The organism is Sphingomonas cynarae (genome assembly GCF_039537815.1).
In the GTDB taxonomy this organism is placed as follows: domain Bacteria; phylum Pseudomonadota; class Alphaproteobacteria; order Sphingomonadales; family Sphingomonadaceae; genus Sphingomonas; species Sphingomonas cynarae.
The window spans coordinates 672,662-691,119 of sequence record NZ_BAABBF010000002.1 but is presented as its reverse complement, the minus strand read 5'-3'; the positions used below and the strand labels follow the sequence as shown (position 1 = coordinate 691,119).

Below are 18,458 nucleotides of genomic sequence, written 5' to 3'. Positions count from 1 at the left end.
GGAACCGGCTCCCCTTCTATAGCGGGCGGGGAGCCGATCCAGTGGCGACGCCCGTCTCGACTTCGCGCGAAGCCGGCGGCAAGGAGTTGGCCATGAACGACAATCTCACCGCCGATCGCCCCAGCTTCGTCACCCATCTCGAATGTTCGATGACGGGCGAACGCTATGACGCCGATATGCTGCACGGCCTGTCGCGCGTCGGGCGGCCGTTGCTGGTGCGCTACGACCTCGATGCCGTCGGTGCGGCGCTGTCGCGTGACGCCCTGTCGACGCGGCCGACCGACCTGTGGCGGTGGCGCGAATTGCTGCCGGTGCGGCACACCCGCGATATCGTCAGCCTTGGCGAGATCGAGACCCCAATGGTGCCGATCCCGGTCAGCGGCGGCGCCAATGTGCTGGTCAAGGACGAAGGGCGACTGCCGACCGGCAGCTTCAAGGCGCGCGGTCTGGTGATGGCGGTGGCGATGGCGAAGGAACTGGGCGTCACCCGGATCGCGATGCCGACCAACGGCAATGCCGGTGCCGCGCTTGCCGCCTATGCCAGCCGCTGCGGGATCGAGACGATCGTCTTCTGCCCGGAGGATACGCCCGAAATCAACGTGCGCGAGATCGCCATGCAGGGCGCGCGCGTGTGGCGGGTCAACGGCCTGATCGACGATTGTGGCGCGATCGTCGGCAAGGGTGCGACCGAAGGCCGCTGGTTCGACTTCTCGACCTTGAAGGAGCCGTACCGGATCGAGGGCAAGAAGACGATGGGGCTGGAACTGGCCGCGCAGTTCGGCTGGGATCTGCCCGATGCGATCTTCTATCCGACCGGTGGCGGCACCGGCCTGATCGGAATGTGGAAGGCATTCGACGAACTGGAGAAACTTGGCTGGATCAGCTCGAAACGTCCGCGCATGTATGCGGTGCAGGCATCGGGCTGCGCTCCGATCGTCCGCGCGTTCGAAGCGGGTGAGGAACATGCCGAACGCTGGGAGGATGCGCATACCATCGCGATGGGCATCCGCGTGCCGCGCGCGGTAGGCGACTTCCTGATCCTGCGCGCGGTACGGGAAAGCGGCGGCAAGGCACTGGGAGTCGGCGATCCCGCGATCCTGAAGGCGGTGGAGGATTGTGCGCGGCGCGATGGCCTGCTGCTGTGTCCGGAAGGCGGCGCGACGCTGGCGGCGTATCGCGAGGCGCTGCGTACCGGCGAGGTGGACGAGGATGAGCGCGTCGTGCTGTTCAACTGCGCGACCGGGCTGAAATACCCGATGCCGCCCTCCCCGCAGACGCTGGATCGACACGCACCGATTGATTTCGACGCGCTATGACGATCCGGATCGCGGCCCTGTACCGCTTTGCCCGGTTCGCCGATCCGGCGGCGATCCGGACGCATCTCGAGGCGGTGGCGCAAGCGGCGGGCATCCGGGGTACGTTGCTGATCGCGGGCGAGGGCATCAACGGCACGATCGCGGGCAGCGATGCTGGCATCGATACGATGCTGGCGGCGATCCGCGCCCTGCCCGGCTGTGCTGATCTCGCCCCCAAGTTTGCCGAGACGGCGACGATACCCTTTCATCGCCTCAAGGTGCGCGTGAAACGTGAGATCGTGACGATGGGGGTCCCCGATATCGATCCGCTGGGCGATGTCGGCACCTATGTCGCCCCCGCCGACTGGAACGCGCTGGTCGACGATCCCGACACGGTGGTGATCGACACGCGCAACGATTACGAGGTCGCGATCGGCAGTTTCGCAGGCGCCGTCGACCCCGCCACCGCCAGTTTCCGCGATTTCCCTGCCTGGGTCGCGGCGCATCGCGACGATCTGGCGGGCAAGCGCGTCGCGATGTTCTGCACCGGCGGCATCCGCTGCGAAAAGGCGACCGCCTATCTGAAGCGCGAGGGCGTGGACGACGTGTTCCACCTCGACGGCGGCATCCTGCGCTATCTGGAGGAGATGCCCGCCGCCGACAGCCGCTGGCAGGGCGAATGCTTCGTGTTCGACGAGCGCGTGGCGGTGGGGCAAGGTCTGGCAGCAGGAACGCATGCCCTGTGCCGTGGCTGCCGGATGCCGGTCAGCGCCACCGACCGGACCTCCCCCCTGTTCGTCGAGGGCGTGTCATGCCCCGGTTGCCACGGATCGCGTGATGCGGCGCGGCAGGCCGGCTACGCAGAGCGGCACCGGCAGGTCAAACTTGCCGAAGCGCGCGGCGAGAAGCATGTCGGCAAGCGAGCCGACCCTTCCCTCCCCGCCTGACCGGAGAGGGAAGGAGCGGAACCGGTCGTTATTTGCCGAAGCCCGCAGGCGCCGGCGACACGACCGCATTGGCGTTTCCACGCACCTCCTGCACCTCCAGCGCGCGTTCGGCGACGCCGTCGCGGCCGAAGCGAAAAGCGCCGTCGATCCCGGAAAAACCATCCGCATCGCGCAGCTTCCCTTCGGGAAACGACGAACCGACCCGCCAGTCGCGTGCGATCCGCACCGTCAGCAACACCGCATCATAACCCAGGCTCGACAACCGGTAGGGCGCGGTGCCGAAGCGGGTGCGGTATTTGACGGCATATTGCCGGTACAGGGTGTTCGACACGCTGGCGAACCAGGCGCCCGCCAGTGCCGGTCGCGCGGTTCCCCCGTCCGAGTTCCACAATTCGGTACCAAGGATCCGCGTGGCGGCACCGCTGCCCCGCTTCACCAGCGGCGCGGCGGCGGCGGCGGTACCGGCGGCGTCAGCTATCAGCACGGCATCATAGGGCGCCTTTGCCGCCAGACGCTGCACCGCGCCCGTCACCGTGCCGCGGGCATAGGGCTGGAGCGAGACGACCTGCCCCCCTGCTCCTTCGACCGCCCGCAGGAACGCGGTGGACGCGCGTTCGCCGTACAGACCGTTGGGCACCAGCCCGGCAAAGCTCGTCACCCCGCGCGAACGGGCATATTCCACCACCCGCTCCACCGACTGCGCCGGCACATAACCCATCAGATAGGCCCCGTTGCCCGCGACACCGGTATCGTTGGAGAAGCTGAGCACGGGCACCCCGGCCGCCTTGGCAATGGGCGCCACCGCGCGCACATCCTCGGCAAGCAGCGGCCCCAGGATCAGTTGCGCACCCTCGGCGATCGCACGCTGTGCGGCGACGGCGGCACCGGGCGCGGTGTCGTAGTTGGTGATCCGCACCGACTGGTTCTGGGTATCGAGCAACGCCAGCATCGTCGCATTGGCGATCGATCGGCCTACCCCCGCATTGCCACCGGACAGCGGCACGAGCAGCGCGACACGGTTGCGCGCGACGTCACGAGGGATGCCAGCCTCCACCACCGGCGGCGCGACCGGTGCGGCTGGCCGGGTGACCGTGGGTCGCGGCGGCTCCACCCCGCGCGGCAGCACCGTCGAACAGGCGGACAGCACGCAGGCCGCGGCCAGCACGATCCAGCGACGCGCGGATGGATGACGCGTCGATCCACGTTGCGGTAAGATGGCGGCCTCTGCCATGACGATCCCCATGTCTTCTCCCGAAATCCCAACCGGTCCCGGTCTTGATCCCGGACTCTACATCGTCGCGACGCCAATCGGCAATCTCGGTGACCTTTCTCCGCGCGCCGCCGATGTACTGGCGCGTGCCGATGTAGTGGCGGTGGAGGACAGCCGCGTCACCGCCGGGCTGTTACGCCATATCGGTGTGAAGCGGCCGATGATTCCCTATCACGACCATAATGCCGAAGGCGTCCGCCCCAGCCTGATCGCGCGGATGGCGACGGAGGCGGTGGCGCTGGTGTCGGACGCGGGCACGCCGCTGATCTCCGATCCCGGTTTCAAGCTGGTCCGCGATGCGCGCGCGGCGGGCCATCTGGTCGTGACGATCCCCGGCCCCTGCGCGGCGGTGGCGGCGCTGACGCTGGCCGGCCTGCCGACCGACCGCTTCCTGTTCCTGGGTTTCCTGCCGCCCAAGGAAAAGGCGAGGGCGGATGCGATCGCGGAAGTGGCGGCGGTGCGCGCCACGCTGGTCCTCTACGAATCGGGACCACGCCTTGCCGCCTGCCTCGCCACCCTCGCCACCGTCCTCGGCGACCGCGAGGCGGCAGTGACACGGGAGATCACCAAGAAATTCGAGGAGGCGGTCACCGGTACCCTCGCTACCCTGGCCGCCCGCTATGCCGATGCGCCCCCGCGTGGTGAGATCGTGATCGTCGTCGCCCCCCCCGGCGATGCGCCGCCAGCCAGTGTCGAGGACGGCGACACCGCACTGGCCGAAGCCCTTACCCGCCTGCCCGCCGGACAGGCGGCGAGCGAGGTGGCCAAGGCGCTCGGGCTGGATCGCAAGACGCTGTATGCGCGGGCTTTGGCGATGAAAAACTGACCGTTATCGACCGATCGCCGCGATCGCAGCTTTGGCCTGCGCGGCGGGCAGGTTGCCGGCGCACGCATCGGTCCGGTAACCGCCGGCCGTGCGCTTGAGGTAGATCAGATACCGGGTGCCACGCCGGAGATCGGCCTGGCAGGTCGTCGCCTCGCTCAGGATCGTGAGCGGCCCGGACAGCCGCGCCTTCCAGCTCTTCACGACCCGCACCTTGAACGTCCGATCGGTTGGGCGACGATCGTCGAACCCGGCGACATCGGCGATGACGATCGCATCCGCCGTTTTGGCGCGTGCCTGCACGCTCCGCGACACGCATCGGCAGGCATCCGCCGTCGTGGATGCCGTCATGATGATGGCCGCGACGGCCAGCTTTATTCCGGTTCGACGCCGATCAGACAACCGCCGTCTCCCGATCCGGCTTCAGGCTCATGCCAAAAATTCCCGGTTCATAAGGGGTCTTTGGGTCGTCCCGGCCCCGGATCAGCTCGTCCCGACGCCCCAAGCCGCAAGCGAGCACTGCCTGTTCCGCCGAATCGTTGAACCCGGGTGCACCACCGACATGGGCGAGCTCATGGATCAGGGTCGCCAGCACCACCCAACGCCCCTTGTCGAACGCATGGGAGGAAATGACGATATCCCTGAAATTGCGAATGCTGGTCGCACCATAGCGACCGGGATTGTCTTCATAGCTGAGCCACAAGGATGAGTCGGCGACCAACGCGGTCAACGTCTTTTGGAATGGCAGTCGTTTGAAATAGGCGTCCGCGCTCGACAGGTTGCGCGCTATCCAGCGGGCGCGATGACGCGCCCAGTCGAGTACGGCCCGTTCGGCTCGTGGCATAGGTTGCCAACGCGGATCGATGGGCCGATGATCGCCAATATTGATCTGGATCATCTGTTATCTCCCTTATGACATTCGGGATACGGATCGACATAACAAGACCCGACATTTCATGACGGTATCATGAATACAGCCGATCGCTGCAGCATCATTTCGTTCGTCAATCATTCACGCAACAGGAATGCGATGCCCCGCCCCCCGTCCACTCGCTCCGCAGACACCCGCCGCCTCGCCGAGGCCGCGGGCCGGCGGGGTGAGCGGCTGGCCGGGTGGTGGCTGCGGTTGAAGGGCTGGCGCATCCTCGATCGCCGGGTGCGCACGCCCGCCGGTGAGGTCGATCTGGTCGCGCGCAAGGGCAATCTGGTCGCCTTTGTAGAGGTGAAGGCCCGCCGTACCGCTGCCGAACTGGACCATGCGATCGACGAACGCCGTCTCGCCCGCGTCGCTTCCGCGGCGGAGGTGTTGATGCCCCGCTATGCCGGGCCGGGCGACGACATCCGCGTCGACGTAATCCTGCTCGCCCCCGGCACCCGCCCCCGGCATATCGAGAATGCGTGGATGCCCTGATACGGGTGGCGTGGCGGGTGACAATCCCCCCGCCGCACCCTACCTGCCGGCTTCCATTACCCAGCGAAGGTCGCCCATGTCCCTTTCCGTCGCCGTCCAGATGGACCCGCTCGCCGGCATCAACATCGCGGGGGACAGCAGCTTCGCTTTGATGCTGGCCGCGCAGGCCCGTGGCCATCGCCTGTTCCATTACGCCGCAGAGGATCTGAACTGGTCGGGTGACCGGCTGTGGGCGAAGGCGCATCCGGTGACGGTGCAGCGCGTCGCGGGCGATCACTTCCGGTTCGACGATCCGGTCGGCCTCGACCTCGGCGAACAGGCGGATGTGGTACTGATGCGACAGGACCCGCCCTTCGACCTGGGCTACATCACCGCCACACACCTGCTGGAACGGATCGCGGATCGCACGCTGGTGGTCAACGATCCCGCCAGCGTGCGCAACGCGCCAGAAAAGGTGTTCGTACTTGATTATGCGCGGTTCATGCCGCCCACCCTCATCACCCGTTCGCTGGACGAGGCGCGCGCCTTCCTGGCGGAACACGGCGCCATCGTCATCAAGCCGCTGCACGGCAATGGCGGCAAGGCGATCTTCAAGGTGGAGGCGGATGCCGCCAACTTGTCCGCCCTGATCGAGGTGTTCAACCAGACATGGCGCGAGCCGCATATGGTGCAGGCCTTCCTGCCCGCCGTGGCGAAGGGCGACAAGCGCATCGTACTGGTCGATGGTGAGGTCGTCGGCGCGATCAACCGGTTGCCGGGCGAAGGCGAAATCCGGTCGAATCTCGCGGTCGGCGGTTCGGCGGAGAAGACCGAATTGACCGAGCGGGAGCGCGAGATCTGCGCCGCGCTGGGGCCGGAGCTGAAGCGGCGCGGCCTGATCTTCGTGGGGATCGATGTGATCGGGGGCGAATGGCTGACCGAGATCAACGTCACCTCCCCCACCGGCATCGTCGCGATCGAGCGGTTCGACGGTACCGATGTCGCCGGGCTGATCTGGGATGCGATCGAACGCAGGGTCGCCGAACGAAAGGCCGTCGGCGCGCGTTGAGCGCGCCATGACGCAGTTCATCCTCGATTGGATCGCCTGGGGCGGCTATTTCGGCATCATCCTGCTGATGGCGCTGGAAAACATCGTGCCACCGATCCCGTCGGAGGTCATCATGGGCCTGGGCGGCATGGCGGTCGCACGCGGGCAGATGCAGTTCGGCTGGCTGGTCGCGGCGGGGACGCTGGGCACGGTCGCGGGCAATTATGTCTGGTACTGGATCGGGCGACGGTTCGGCTATCAGGGGTTGCGTCCCTTCGTCGACCGCTGGGGCCGGTGGCTGACGGTGGAGTGGGAGGATGTCGAGCGCATCACCCGTTTCTTCCACGATCGCGGCGGCTGGGTGGTGTTCGTGTTCCGCTTCATGCCGACGTTCCGGACGATGGTGTCGCTACCCGCCGGCATGGCGCGGATGCCGCGCTGGCGGTTCCTGATCGCGACGGCGGGCGGATCGGCGATCTGGAACACGATCCTCGCGGCGGCCGGCCTGTACCTGGACCGGCGGTTTCAGGAACTGGACCGCTATGTCGGGCCGCTGGCGATCGCGCTGACGGTCGCGATCGTGGTGTTCTATATCTACCGTGTCGTCACCTGGCGGCCCCGCGCCGGATAGATCATGCCCGCGGATGCGCGTGGCGATAGACGTCGAGCAGGTGCGCGGCATCGACCGCGGTATAGACCTGCGTCGAACTCAGGCTGGCATGGCCCAATAGCTGCTGCAGCGCGCGCAGGTCGGCACCGCGCCCCAGCAAATGCGTCGCGAAGCTGTGGCGCAGCGCGTGCGGCGTGGTCCGCTCGTTCAGGCCCAGCCGCCCGCGGGCGCCACGCACCGAACGGCGGATGATCGCCGGCGCCAGCGGCCCGCCCCGGAACCCCCGGAACAGCGCCTCGTCCCGCCCCATCGGCCAGGGGCACAGGCGGACATATTCCTCGATCGCCGTCCGCACCTGCGGCAACAGCGGCACGATCCGCGTCTTCGCGCGCTTGCCGGTGACGGTCAGCGTCTCGCCCAGCGGCAGCGCCCCGCCGGTCAGCGCGATCGCCTCGCCGATCCGCAGGCCACCCCCATAAAGCAGCAACAGCACCGCCCAGTCGCGGGCGGCGATCCACGGCTCCCGTGCCTCGTCCGCCACTTCCTCCGCCAGCGCGATCACGTCGGCCGGCGCGACCGGCCGGGGGATGCCCTTCGCCACGCGTGGGCCACGCAGCCGGGGCGCGGCGGTCCCCGCCCATGCCAGAAACCCCCGCACCGCCGACAATTCGCGCGCGGCCGACGCATTGCCCAGCCCCGCCCCGCGCCGGTGGGCCAGATACGCGCGCAGGTCGGCCGCCTCGATTCCCGCCAGTCGCGTGGCGTCGACATCCCCTCCCCAATGCCCGGTCAGGAACGCCAGCAGCCGATCCGCCGTCGCGTGATAGGCGCGCACCGTATGCGCCGAACGCCGTCGATCGCGCGCCAGATGCGCCGCCCAGTCGGCGGCAAGGGGATGGGGCAGAGCGGCCATGCCCCGTCATGCCACCGCATCGCCCGCGACACCACGCTTCACCTCGCGAGCGCTTGCCCCCATATGCAGCCGGCATGTCGCGCGCCCGTGTCCTCCTCCTCAATGCCGCCCTCGGCCCCCTCGACTACCGCGTGCCGCATGGCATGACGGTGGAGCCGGGGTCGATCGTGGTCGCCCCGCTCGGCCCCCGCCAGTTGCTGGGCGTGGCGTGGGAGGCGGAGCGGATGCCGTCGGACGCGGAGGTGGGCGACAACCGGCTGCGCCCCCTGCTGGCGGTGGCCGATGTGCCGCCGCTGCGCCCGGCGCTGCGCCGGCTGGTGGAATGGACCGCCGGCTATTACCTCGCACCGCCCGCCGCGGTGCTGCGCATGTGCCTTGCCTCCACCTCCGCGCTGGAGGGTGCGCGCACCGTCACCGAATATCGCGCGACCGGCGAGTTGCCGGCGCGCCTGACCCCGCAGCGCGAACAGGCGCTGGAGCGGATCGGCGACCGGCAGGGGCTGATCCGCGAACTCGCGGGGATCGCCGACGTGTCGGACGCGGTGATCCGCGGTCTGGTCAAGACCGGCGTGCTGGAGGCGGTGACGGTCGACATCGACAGCCCCTATCCCGTCCCCGATCCCGGCCACGGCGCGCCGACCCTGTCCGACGAACAGCATGCCGCCGCCGACACGCTGGCCGCCGGCGTGACCGCGCACCGGTTCGAGCCGACGCTGCTCGACGGCGTCACCGGATCGGGCAAGACCGAGGTGTATTTCGAGGCGGTGGCGGCAGCGATCCGGCAGGGCCGGCAGACGATCGTGCTGCTGCCCGAGATCGCGCTGACCGAGCCGTTCCTGAAACGCTTCCACGACCGGTTCGGCTGCGAGCCGGTGGCGTGGCATTCCGGCCTGCGGTCCACCCAGCGCCGCCGGGCATGGCGGGCGATCGCCAGCGGTGAGGCGCTGGTGACGGTGGGCGCGCGATCGGCGCTGTTCCTGCCCTACCGCAATCTGGGGCTGATCGTGGTCGACGAGGCGCACGAGACCAGCTTCAAGCAGGAAGAGGGCGTCCACTACCACGCGCGCGACGTGGCGGTGATGCGCGGCAAGTTCGAGGAATGCCCGGTGATCCTCGCCAGCGCGACGCCGGCGATCGAGACGCGCCAGCAAGTGGCGCTGGGCCGCTATGCCGAACTGAAACTGCCGAAGCGGTTCGGCGCGGCGGAGATGCCGGCGATCGCCGCGATCGACCTGATCCACGAACCGCCCGAACGCGGCCGCTGGCTGAGCCCCCGGCTGGTCGAGGCGATGACGGAGACGCTGGCGAAGCGCGAACAATCGCTGCTGTTCCTCAACCGACGCGGCTATGCGCCGCTGACCTTGTGCCGGTCGTGCGGGCACCGGTTCCAGTGCCCCAACTGCACCGCGTGGATGGTCGAACACCGGCTGACCCGGCGGCTGGCCTGCCACCATTGCGGGCATGTGATGCCGACGCCCAAGGTCTGCCCGGAATGCAAGGCGGAGGATTCGCTCGTCGCCTGCGGCCCCGGCGTCGAGCGAATCGCGGACGAGGTAGCGCTGCTGTTCCCGGAGGCGAAGACCGCCGTGGTCACGTCCGACACGATCTGGTCGCCGGCCAAGGCGGCGGAGTTCGTCGGGCGGATGGAGGCGGGCGATATCGACATCGTCGTCGGCACGCAGCTCGTCACCAAGGGGTATCATTTTCCCAACCTGACGCTGGTCGGGGTGGTCGATGCCGATCTGGGGCTGGAGGGCGGCGATCTGCGCGCAGCGGAGCGGACCTTCCAGCAGATCAGACAGGTATCGGGCCGCGCCGGGCGCGGCGCCAAGCCCGGCCGCGTCTTCATCCAGACGCACAGTCCGAAGGCGCAGGTGATGCAGGCGCTGGTGACCGGCGACGGCGATGCCTTCTACGAGGCCGAGACCGAGGCACGCCGCGATGCCGGGGCGCCGCCGTTCGGGCGATATGCCGCGATCGTGGTCAGTTCGGAGGAGCAGTCCTGCGCACACGAAACCGCGCTGCTGGTCGGTCGCTCCGCCCCGAAGGTAGAGGGGATGGCGGTGTACGGCCCCGCCCCCGCGCCGCTGGCGATGCTGCGCGGGCGACACCGTTACCGCCTGCTCGTCCACGCCCGCCGCGCGCTGGACGTGCAGGACGTGATCCGCGAATGGCTGGGCGCGCTGACGTGGCCCAGCAAGGCGCGGGTGACGGTGGACGTCGATCCCTACAGCTTCCTGTGACGCGGAAAGTCACACGGAAAGTCACGAACGTCGCATCCTACAGGGGTGTTCGCGCGCCCTAGAGTTAGATGACATCAGATTGATCCGTCATTGCGAGCGCAGCGAAGCAATCCAGGGCGTCCTGGTCCGGCACTGGATTGCTTCGCTGCGCTCGCAATGACGAACATCCGGATCAACCTCATGTCATCCCGCTCTAGTGACGATGGCCGCTCCCTTCGAAAAGGGAACGGCCATCGTCATGCCCGAAGGCTGGACTGTAGGACAGCCCAGCCCGACCGGTCAGCCGGCGTGTTCGGCCAGCACCGTCAGGCCCTTGTCGTTGACCTCGGCGAAACCGCCCTTGATCGCGATCGTCTCCGGCTGGCCGTTGGCGCTGGTATAGACCGAGATCACGCCGTCGCGGATCGTCGACATGAAGGGGGCATGGCCCTCCAGCACGCCGAAATCGCCCTCGGTGCCGGGGACGACGACCATGTGGACGCTCTCCGACCGGAGCAGCTTTTCAGGGGTGACGAGTTCGAAATGGAGCATCGGGACTATTTCCTGATCTGGTAGCTGGCGGTGGCGAGAAACTGGACGCGATCCGTGCGACCGCCGGCCGCGACCGCATGGGACAGGGTCATCGACAATTGGGGATCGACGGTGCTGACGAACCGTTCGCTGACCATCCCGCCCTCACGTCCGCCACCGGTGCGTCGCCATCGGCGGGCGAAATCCGGGGCGCGGCGCAGCGCGACGATCGCGGGCTGCATATCGAATGGGCCACCGCCCGACAGATGGCAGACCGGCAGCCGATCGGAGGTGGTGACATAGACGCCACCCTCACCCAACGGGACCCGCCAGTGATGAAGCGAAACGCGCATCGCGGGCGGCGGCAGCGCGACCGATGGCACGGTGGCCTGCGATCGCAGACCCTGCGCGCGACCGAAGGAGGCGATGTTCCCGTTCCAGCTAGCCGGTTCAAGCAGCCAGCGTTCGCACGCGGCGATCGCGGTATCGACCGCGGCGACGGCGCCCTGCCCGCGAGCCTGCACCGGAACCGGTGCCGTCGCGAGGAGAGCCGCCGTCGCCGCAGCGACGATCACGCCTCCTTGGCCATCTTCTCGGCCTTGGCGACGACTTCGTCGATGCCGCCGACCATGTAGAAGGCCGCTTCGGGCAGATGGTCGTATTCGCCGTCGACCACCGCCTTGAACGAGCGGATCGTGTCCTCGACCTGCACGAACTTGCCGCTGATGCCGGTGAAGACCTCGGCGACGTGGAACGGCTGGCTGAGGAACTTCTGGATCTTGCGGGCGCGCGTCACGGTCAGCTTGTCCTCTTCGGACAGCTCGTCCATCCCGAGGATGGCGATGATGTCCTGCAGCGACTTGTAGCGCTGCAGCAGCGACTGCACAGCGCGCGCCGTGTCGTAATGCTCCTGACCGACGATGCGCGGCTCCAGCACGCGGCTGGTCGAATCGAGCGGATCGACCGCCGGATAGATGCCGAGTTCGGAGATCGCGCGGTTGAGCACGGTCGTGGCGTCAAGATGCGCGAACGAAGTGGCCGGCGCCGGATCGGTGAGATCGTCGGCGGGAACGTACACCGCCTGCACCGAGGTGATCGACCCCTTGTTAGTCGAGGTGATCCGCTCCTGCAGCGCGCCCATGTCGGTCGACAGAGTCGGCTGGTAACCCACCGCCGACGGGATGCGACCGAGCAGCGCCGACACTTCCGCGCCCGCCTGCGTGAAGCGGAAGATGTTGTCGACGAAGAACAGCACGTCCTGCCCCTCGACGTCGCGGAAATATTCCGCGATCGTCAGGCCCGACAGCGCGACGCGGGCGCGGGCGCCCGGCGGCTCGTTCATCTGGCCGAACACCAGCGCGACCTTCGAACCCTCCGACTGCGGATTGCCATCGGCATCCTTGGCGATGACGCCCGCGTCGAGGAACTCGTGATAGAGGTCGTTGCCCTCGCGGGTACGCTCGCCGACGCCGGCGAACACCGAGGTGCCGCCATGGCCCTTGGCGATGTTGTTGATGAGTTCCTGGATCAGCACGGTCTTGCCGACGCCGGCGCCGCCGAACAGGCCGATCTTGCCGCCCTTCGCGTAGGGCGCCAGCAGGTCGATGACCTTGATGCCGGTGACGAGGATCGCGCTTTCGGTCGACTGGTCGACGAACAGCGGTGCCTCGGCATGGATCGGCGAGCGCAGGTCGGTGGCGACCGGGCCACGCTCGTCGATCGGCTCACCGATCACGTTGAGGATGCGGCCCAGCGTCGCGGGGCCGACGGGCACGCTGATCTGCGCGCCGGTGTCGGTCACGGTCTGGCCGCGGGTCAGCCCCTCGGTCGCGTCCATCGCGATGGTGCGGACGGTGTTCTCGCCCAGATGCTGCGCGACTTCCAGCACCAGCCGGTTGCCGTTGTTGCTGGTTTCCAGCGCCGACAGGATCGACGGCAGCTGCTCGGGGAAATGCACGTCGACGACCGCGCCGATGATCTGGGCGATCGTGCCGACATTGTTGGTGGTGCCCGTGGTCTGGGTCGGGCGGATGTCTTCAGCGGCGGTTGCCATGGCGGTTCTTCCTGCTTCGAATCTTTTAGAGCGCTTCGGCGCCCGAGATGATCTCGACCAATTCGGTCGTGATCGCGGCCTGACGGGTGCGGTTATACTGGATCGAGAGACGCTGGATCATGTCACCGGCGTTCTTGGTCGCATTCTCCATCGCGTTCATCCGGCTGCCCTGTTCGGATGCCGCATTTTCCAGCAGCGCGCGGAAAATCTGGATGGCGACGTTGCGCGGCAGCAGGTCGGCGAGGATCGCCTCCTCGCTCGGCTCGTACTCGGTGACCGCCGCCGGGGCGTTCGCCTTGCCGGCGGCACCGGGGACGGACGACAGCGGCACGGGCACGATCTGGATGCCGGTCGGCTCCTGCACCAAAGCCGAGACGAACTTGGCGTAGAACAGGTGCGCGACGTCGAATTCGCCCGCCGTGAAGCGCGCGATCACGTCGTCGGCGATCTGGCGGGCGTCGTCGAACGCCAGCCGCTTGATATGGCCCATCTCGTGATCGGCGGCGATCATCGTCGGGTAGAAGCGGCGCAGCACGCGCCCCTTCTTGCCGGCGATGTAGAACTTCACCGTCTTGCCCTGCGCGATCAGCGCATCGGCGTGCTTGCGCGCCGCCCGGACGATGTTGGTGTTGAACGCGCCGGCCAGCCCCCGTTCGGAAGTGGCGACGACGATCAGATGGACCTGATCATTGCCGGTGCCCGCCAAGAGCGGCGACGCGCCGGGCGCGATGCCGACGCGGCCGGCGATGCTGGCCATCACGCCTTCCAGCCGCTGCGCATAGGGGCGCGCGGCGACCGCCGCCTCCTGCGCGCGGCGCAGCTTGGCGGCGGCGACCATCTTCATCGCCTTGGTGATCTTCTGGGTCGATTTGACCGAGTTGATCCGAACCTTGAGGGCCTTGAGTGACGCCATCTTCTACCTTCTTCCCCCTCTCCCCGTCAGGGGAAAGGGCCGGGGAGAGGGGCATGGGTCAGTGCATGGCACCTTCCCCTCCCCTACCCTCTCCCCCGACGGGGAGAGGGAGATTCCATTACGCGAACGTCTTGGCGAACTGGTCCAGTGCCGCCTTCAGGCCGCCCTTCGCCTCGTCGCCCAGATCGCGGGTGTCGCGGATCTTGGTCAGCACGCCGGCATGGTTGGCGCGAAGGTCGGACAGCATCGCCGCCTCGTACCGGGTCACGTCCTTGACCTGCACGTTATCGAGATACCCCTGCGTGCCCGCGAAGATCGAGGCGGTCTGCTCCTCGAACGGCATCGGCGCGAACTGCTTCTGCTTGAGCAGCTCGGTCAGGCGCGCGCCGCGGTTGAGCAGCTTTTGCGTCGAGGCATCGAGGTCGGAGCCGAACTGCGCGAACGCCGCCATCTCGCGATACTGCGCCAGCTCCAGCTTGATCGAGCCGGACACCTTCTTCATCGCCTTGGTCTGCGCGGCGGAACCGACGCGGCTGACCGAGAGGCCGACGTTGATCGCCGGGCGGATGCCCGCGAAGAACAGGTCGGTTTCGAGGAAGATCTGGCCATCGGTGATCGAGATCACGTTGGTCGGGATATAGGCCGACACGTCGCCGGCCTGCGTCTCGATGATCGGCAGCGCGGTCAGCGAGCCGCCGCCATTGGCGTCGGACATCTTGGCCGCACGCTCCAGCAGGCGGCTGTGCAGGTAGAACACGTCGCCCGGATAGGCTTCGCGGCCCGGCGGGCGACGCAGCAGCAGCGACATCTGGCGATAGGCCACCGCCTGCTTCGACAGATCGTCGAACACGATCAGCGCGTGCATCGCGTTGTCGCGGAAATACTCGCCCATCGCGGTGCCGGTATAGGGCGCGAGGAACTGCATCGGCGCGGGGTCCGACGCGGTGGCGGCGACGACGATGGAATATTCCATCGCGCCGTTCTCTTCCAGCGTCTTGACCAACTGCGCGACCGTCGACCGCTTCTGCCCGACCGCGACATAGACGCAGTAGAGCTTCTTCGATTCGTCGGTGCCGGCATTCGCCGTCCGCTGGTTGATGAAGGTGTCGATCGCGACCGCCGATTTGCCGGTCTGGCGATCGCCGATGATGAGTTCGCGCTGGCCACGGCCGACCGGCACGAGGGCGTCGATCGCCTTCAGGCCCGACTGCATCGGCTCGCTGACAGACTGGCGCGGGATGATGCCGGGGGCCTTCACCTCGACGCGGCTGCGCTTCTCGGCGACGATCGGGCCCTTGCCGTCGATCGGGTTGCCGAGACCGTCGACCACGCGGCCGAGCAGACCCTTGCCGACCGGCACGTCCACGATCGTGCCGGTGCGCTTGACGATGTCGCCTTCCTTGATCTCCGAATCCGAGCCGAAGATCACGACGCCGACATTATCGGCCTCCAGGTTGAGCGCCATGCCCTGCACGCCATTGGCGAATTCGACCATCTCGCCCGCCTGGACGTTGTCGAGGCCATAGATGCGCGCGATGCCGTCGCCGACCGACAGCACCTGACCGGTCTCGGAGACCTGTGCCTGATCGCCGAAGCTGGCGATCTGGTCCTTGATGACCCGGGAGATTTCTGCGGCGCGAATGTCCATCAACTCAGCCTTTCATCGCGCTGGCAAGCGCATTCAAACGGGTGCGGATCGACGAATCGATCATCTGGGAACCGATGCGGACGACGAGCCCGCCGAGCAATTGGGGATCGACCGACAGGTCGACCGACACCTCGCGACCGACGCGCTGGCGAAGCTGCTGCTTCAGCTGGGCGACCTGATCGTCGGTCAGCGGGTGGGCGCTCACGACCTCCGCCGCGATCTCGCCGCGATGGCGCGAGGCCAGCGTGCGGAACGCGCGGATGATCGCAGGCAGCTGCGACAGCCGCCGGTTCTCGGCGAGCACGCCGAGGAAGCTGCGGGTGGTGGCGTCGACGCCGATCTGGTCGGCGACGGCCAGCACGGTCTTCACCGCGACACCGCGCCCGACCAGCGGGCTGACCGTCAGCCGGCGCAGGTCGTCCGACTGGCCGAGCGCATCGCGCACCGCCGTCAGGCTGGCCTCGACCGCATCGATCGTCTTCGCGTCACGTGCAAGGTCGAAGAGGGCCACGGCATATCGACCGCCCAAACTTGCCTGAATACCGCCAGCTGTCTCCACGGACCTGGAATTCCTCGTCGTCAGAACGGGTTCGCCCATAGGGAACGGGGCGCGAAAAACGCACCTCCGATGGGCTGCGGCGCGGCTAGCATGGGGGGGCCGCCGATGCAAGCCGCGCGGTCGACACGCGTCGTTCAGGATCGGTCGCGCAACGATAACGGCAGGCACGCAGAAGGGAGCGTAGGAAGACGGTGGCGATGCGAGGCGCAAGGCGGATGGTGGTGACGGCCGGCCTGATCGCGGCGGCATCGCCCGTGGCCGCCGAGACGTTGCACGTCGAGGGCATCTTCGCCGCCACCGCGCGGGAAGCGAGCTTCCTGCCGACGATCGGCGTGGACATGATCGCCGGGCCGCTCGGCGAGAAACTGGGCGACGCGATCGAGCGCCAGCTGGCCGCACTGGACCGGACCGACACTCCTCATGCGAGGCTGGTGCCCCCCTCGCTGCGGCCCGACGGGATGCTGACCGGCCAGGCCGATATCGCGGTGGAGAGCAGCGATTACAGCGAGGCACGCGAGCGCTGCGCCGAGAAGAAGGATGGCAAGTGCGTGAGGCGGATCAGTTACCGGGTGCGCTGCACGCGACGCTCGGTCAGCCTGCGCGCCGACCTGCAACTGGTGCGTCGGCGTGATGGCCGCACCGTCTATGCCGGACCGAAGACGCGCACGGATAGCGGCTGGTGGTGCGAGGACACCGGCACCCCGCTCGATATCGCGCTGACCGCCGATGTCATGGCCGAATCGGTCGCACGCGAGGTCCGCCTCGATCTCGCCCCGCACCGCGAACGCTACACGGTGCGGATACAGGAGGATCGCAAGGGACTGCCCGGCGAGGTCGCGGACCGGTTCAAACAGGCGGTGCGCCTGACCAAGACCGATCAGGCCGCCGCCTGCCGCGCCTTCACGGAAATCGACCGGCTGTCGCCCGATCACGGGCCAACGGTGTTCAACCGGGCGCTCTGCGCCGAGGCGGAGGGGCGATACGCGCTGGCCGGCGATCTGTACGCCCGCGCCCGTATCTTCGCACCCAACGCGGGAGACGAGGTCAGCAAGGGGCTGGGCCGGGTCCGCTCGCTGGCGGCGGGCGAGGAGGACGTGCGACGCATGGCCGCACTTTGATCGCAAGCGCCGGGATGAAGCCATGTCATGGACGCGGTAGGACGACGGCATGACCGACCCCTTCGACGACGCCGCCGCTTGGACCGCCTTCGTCGCGCGCGATCGCGACGCCGATGGCCGCTTCGTCGTCGCGGTGACCACCACCGGAATCTATTGCCGGCCAAGCTGCCCGGCCCGCCGGCCACGGCGCGAGAATGTCAGCTTCCATGCCGATGCGATCGCGGCACGGGCAGCCGGCTATCGCCCCTGCCGCCGCTGCCTGCCCGATGGCGTCGCCCGCGACCGGGCCGCAGTGGCCGCCGCCGCCGCGATCCTCGACGCCGGGGAAGCCCCGACGCTGGCCGGGCTAGCGGCACGGGTCGGTTACGCGCCACATCATTTCCAGCGATTGTTCGTCCGCGCGACGGGCGTCAGCCCCGCCGCCTATGCCCGCGCCCGTCGCGCCGCCCGGGGCGCGGCGGCGCTGCCGGCCAGCGACAGCGTGACGGCCGCGATCTACGCGGCGGGCTATGCCGCCCCCAGCCGCTTCTATGACAACGTCGCGCCGCGCCTGGGCATGACGCCCGCCCAGCGACGGCGCGGGGCACCGGGCGAGACGATCCGCTGGACGATCGTGCCGACCAGTCTCGGCCCGCTGCTGATCGCGGCGACCATGCGCGGGCTGTGCCGGGTGGCGTTCGACGAGGATGCGGCGGCGCTCGCCCGGCTGTTCCCGCTCGCCGCGATCGAACCGGGCGATGCCGCGCTGGTCGCGATGGCGGCACGGGTGGTCGCACAGGTCGAATCGCCGGCGCGCGATACCGGCCTGCCGGTCGACGTGCGCGGCACCGCGTTTCAGGAAGCGATATGGCAGGCTTTGCAGGCGATCCCGCCGGGCGAGACGCGCAGCTATGCCGAACTGGCGGCACTGGCCGGCTATCCCGGCGCCACCCGCGCGGCGGGGACGGCATGCGGCGCCAACCCGGTCGCGGTCGTCGTGCCGTGCCACCGCATCCTGCGCGGCGACGGAGCACTGGGTGGCTATGCCCATGGCCCGGACCGCAAGCGCGCCCTGCTGGACCGGGAGGGCTGGACCGGGAAGGCCGGCCCGGAACACGGATGATCGACGAGACAGACAA

General features: G+C 68.3%; 19 protein-coding genes. 9 read left to right on the top strand and 10 right to left on the bottom strand.

What is annotated here, in order from left to right; genetic code table 11:
- Nucleotides 1–92: 92 nt before the first annotated feature.
- Nucleotides 93–1,316 carry a threonine synthase gene (locus tag ABD719_RS06505; protein WP_344692541.1) on the top strand — a complete coding sequence of 408 codons (1,224 nt, stop codon included), beginning with the start codon at nucleotides 93–95 and terminating at the stop codon, nucleotides 1,314–1,316.
- Nucleotides 1,313–2,242: an oxygen-dependent tRNA uridine(34) hydroxylase TrhO gene (gene trhO / locus ABD719_RS06500; protein WP_344692540.1), complete on the top strand. Its 930-nt coding sequence runs from the start codon at nucleotides 1,313–1,315 to the stop codon at nucleotides 2,240–2,242. The genes ABD719_RS06505 and trhO overlap by 4 nt, the downstream gene beginning before the upstream one ends.
- Before the next feature lie 28 nt (nucleotides 2,243–2,270).
- Here trhO and ABD719_RS06495 read toward each other — a convergent pair whose 3' ends face one another.
- Nucleotides 2,271–3,473 carry a penicillin-binding protein activator gene (locus ABD719_RS06495; RefSeq protein WP_344692539.1) on the bottom strand — a complete coding sequence of 401 codons (1,203 nt, stop codon included), beginning with the start codon at nucleotides 3,471–3,473 and terminating at the stop codon, nucleotides 2,271–2,273.
- Between ABD719_RS06495 and rsmI the strand changes: the two genes are divergently transcribed.
- Nucleotides 3,472–4,338 (top strand): 16S rRNA (cytidine(1402)-2'-O)-methyltransferase, encoded by an 867-nt coding sequence (gene rsmI, locus ABD719_RS06490; RefSeq protein WP_344692538.1) that lies wholly within the window; start codon nucleotides 3,472–3,474, stop codon nucleotides 4,336–4,338. The two genes, ABD719_RS06495 and rsmI, sit on opposite strands and share 2 nt — an antisense overlap.
- Nucleotides 4,339–4,341: 3 nt before the next feature.
- Here rsmI and ABD719_RS06485 read toward each other — a convergent pair whose 3' ends face one another.
- Nucleotides 4,342–4,686, bottom strand: coding sequence for a hypothetical protein (locus ABD719_RS06485; protein WP_344692537.1), 345 nt, complete (start codon nucleotides 4,684–4,686; stop codon nucleotides 4,342–4,344).
- Between the two features lie 43 nt (nucleotides 4,687–4,729).
- Entirely contained in the window at nucleotides 4,730–5,233 is a 504-nt protein-coding gene (locus tag ABD719_RS06480; RefSeq protein WP_344692536.1) for a hypothetical protein, read from the bottom strand.
- Between the two features lie 132 nt (nucleotides 5,234–5,365).
- On the opposite strand from ABD719_RS06480, the gene ABD719_RS06475 reads away from it, so the two are divergent.
- From ABD719_RS06475 to ABD719_RS06465, 3 genes are all read left to right on the top strand, one after another.
- Entirely contained in the window at nucleotides 5,366–5,746 is a 381-nt protein-coding gene (locus ABD719_RS06475; protein WP_344692535.1) for a YraN family protein, read from the top strand.
- A 76-nt stretch (nucleotides 5,747–5,822) separates the two neighbouring features.
- Entirely contained in the window at nucleotides 5,823–6,794 is a 972-nt protein-coding gene (gene gshB, locus ABD719_RS06470; protein ID WP_344692534.1) for a glutathione synthase, read from the top strand.
- 7 nt (nucleotides 6,795–6,801) lie between these two features.
- Nucleotides 6,802–7,404 (top strand): DedA family protein, encoded by a 603-nt coding sequence (locus tag ABD719_RS06465; RefSeq protein WP_344692533.1) that lies wholly within the window; start codon nucleotides 6,802–6,804, stop codon nucleotides 7,402–7,404.
- A gap of 1 nt (nucleotide 7,405) precedes the next feature.
- On the opposite strand, the gene ABD719_RS06460 is transcribed toward ABD719_RS06465, so the two are convergent.
- Nucleotides 7,406–8,296, bottom strand: coding sequence for a tyrosine recombinase XerC (locus ABD719_RS06460; protein WP_344692532.1), 891 nt, complete (start codon nucleotides 8,294–8,296; stop codon nucleotides 7,406–7,408).
- A gap of 74 nt (nucleotides 8,297–8,370) precedes the next feature.
- Between ABD719_RS06460 and ABD719_RS06455 the strand changes: the two genes are divergently transcribed.
- A complete protein-coding gene (locus ABD719_RS06455; RefSeq protein WP_344692531.1) occupies nucleotides 8,371–10,539 on the top strand; it encodes a primosomal protein N' in 2,169 nt (722 codons plus the stop codon).
- Between the two features lie 279 nt (nucleotides 10,540–10,818).
- Here the strand turns inward: ABD719_RS06455 and ABD719_RS06450 are convergent, their stop codons facing one another.
- From ABD719_RS06450 to ABD719_RS06425, 6 genes are all read right to left on the bottom strand, one after another.
- Entirely contained in the window at nucleotides 10,819–11,070 is a 252-nt protein-coding gene (locus tag ABD719_RS06450; RefSeq protein ID WP_192126122.1) for an ATP synthase F1 subunit epsilon, read from the bottom strand.
- A 5-nt stretch (nucleotides 11,071–11,075) separates the two neighbouring features.
- Nucleotides 11,076–11,624 (bottom strand): hypothetical protein, encoded by a 549-nt coding sequence (locus ABD719_RS06445; protein WP_344692530.1) that lies wholly within the window; start codon nucleotides 11,622–11,624, stop codon nucleotides 11,076–11,078.
- A complete protein-coding gene (atpD, locus tag ABD719_RS06440; RefSeq protein ID WP_192126126.1) occupies nucleotides 11,621–13,102 on the bottom strand; it encodes a F0F1 ATP synthase subunit beta in 1,482 nt (493 codons plus the stop codon). Before atpD ends, ABD719_RS06445 begins: the two co-directional genes overlap by 4 nt.
- Before the next feature lie 25 nt (nucleotides 13,103–13,127).
- Complete coding sequence (locus ABD719_RS06435) at nucleotides 13,128–14,015, bottom strand: F0F1 ATP synthase subunit gamma (RefSeq protein ID WP_344692529.1); 888 nt, start codon at nucleotides 14,013–14,015, stop codon at nucleotides 13,128–13,130.
- Nucleotides 14,016–14,133: 118 nt separating this feature from the next.
- Nucleotides 14,134–15,663, bottom strand: a complete 1,530-nt coding sequence (atpA, locus tag ABD719_RS06430) for a F0F1 ATP synthase subunit alpha (protein ID WP_192126130.1) — start codon at nucleotides 15,661–15,663, stop codon at nucleotides 14,134–14,136.
- A gap of 4 nt (nucleotides 15,664–15,667) precedes the next feature.
- Nucleotides 15,668–16,222, bottom strand: coding sequence for a F0F1 ATP synthase subunit delta (locus ABD719_RS06425; RefSeq protein WP_344692528.1), 555 nt, complete (start codon nucleotides 16,220–16,222; stop codon nucleotides 15,668–15,670).
- A gap of 197 nt (nucleotides 16,223–16,419) precedes the next feature.
- On the opposite strand from ABD719_RS06425, the gene ABD719_RS06420 reads away from it, so the two are divergent.
- The gene (locus ABD719_RS06420; protein ID WP_344692527.1) at nucleotides 16,420–17,340 is read left to right on the top strand and encodes a hypothetical protein; all 921 of its coding nucleotides are present in this window, start codon (nucleotides 16,420–16,422) and stop codon (nucleotides 17,338–17,340) included.
- Between the two features lie 49 nt (nucleotides 17,341–17,389).
- The gene (locus ABD719_RS06415) at nucleotides 17,390–18,442 is read left to right on the top strand and encodes a methylated-DNA--[protein]-cysteine S-methyltransferase (RefSeq protein WP_344692526.1); all 1,053 of its coding nucleotides are present in this window, start codon (nucleotides 17,390–17,392) and stop codon (nucleotides 18,440–18,442) included.
- The last annotated feature ends 16 nt before the right edge of the window (nucleotides 18,443–18,458 follow it).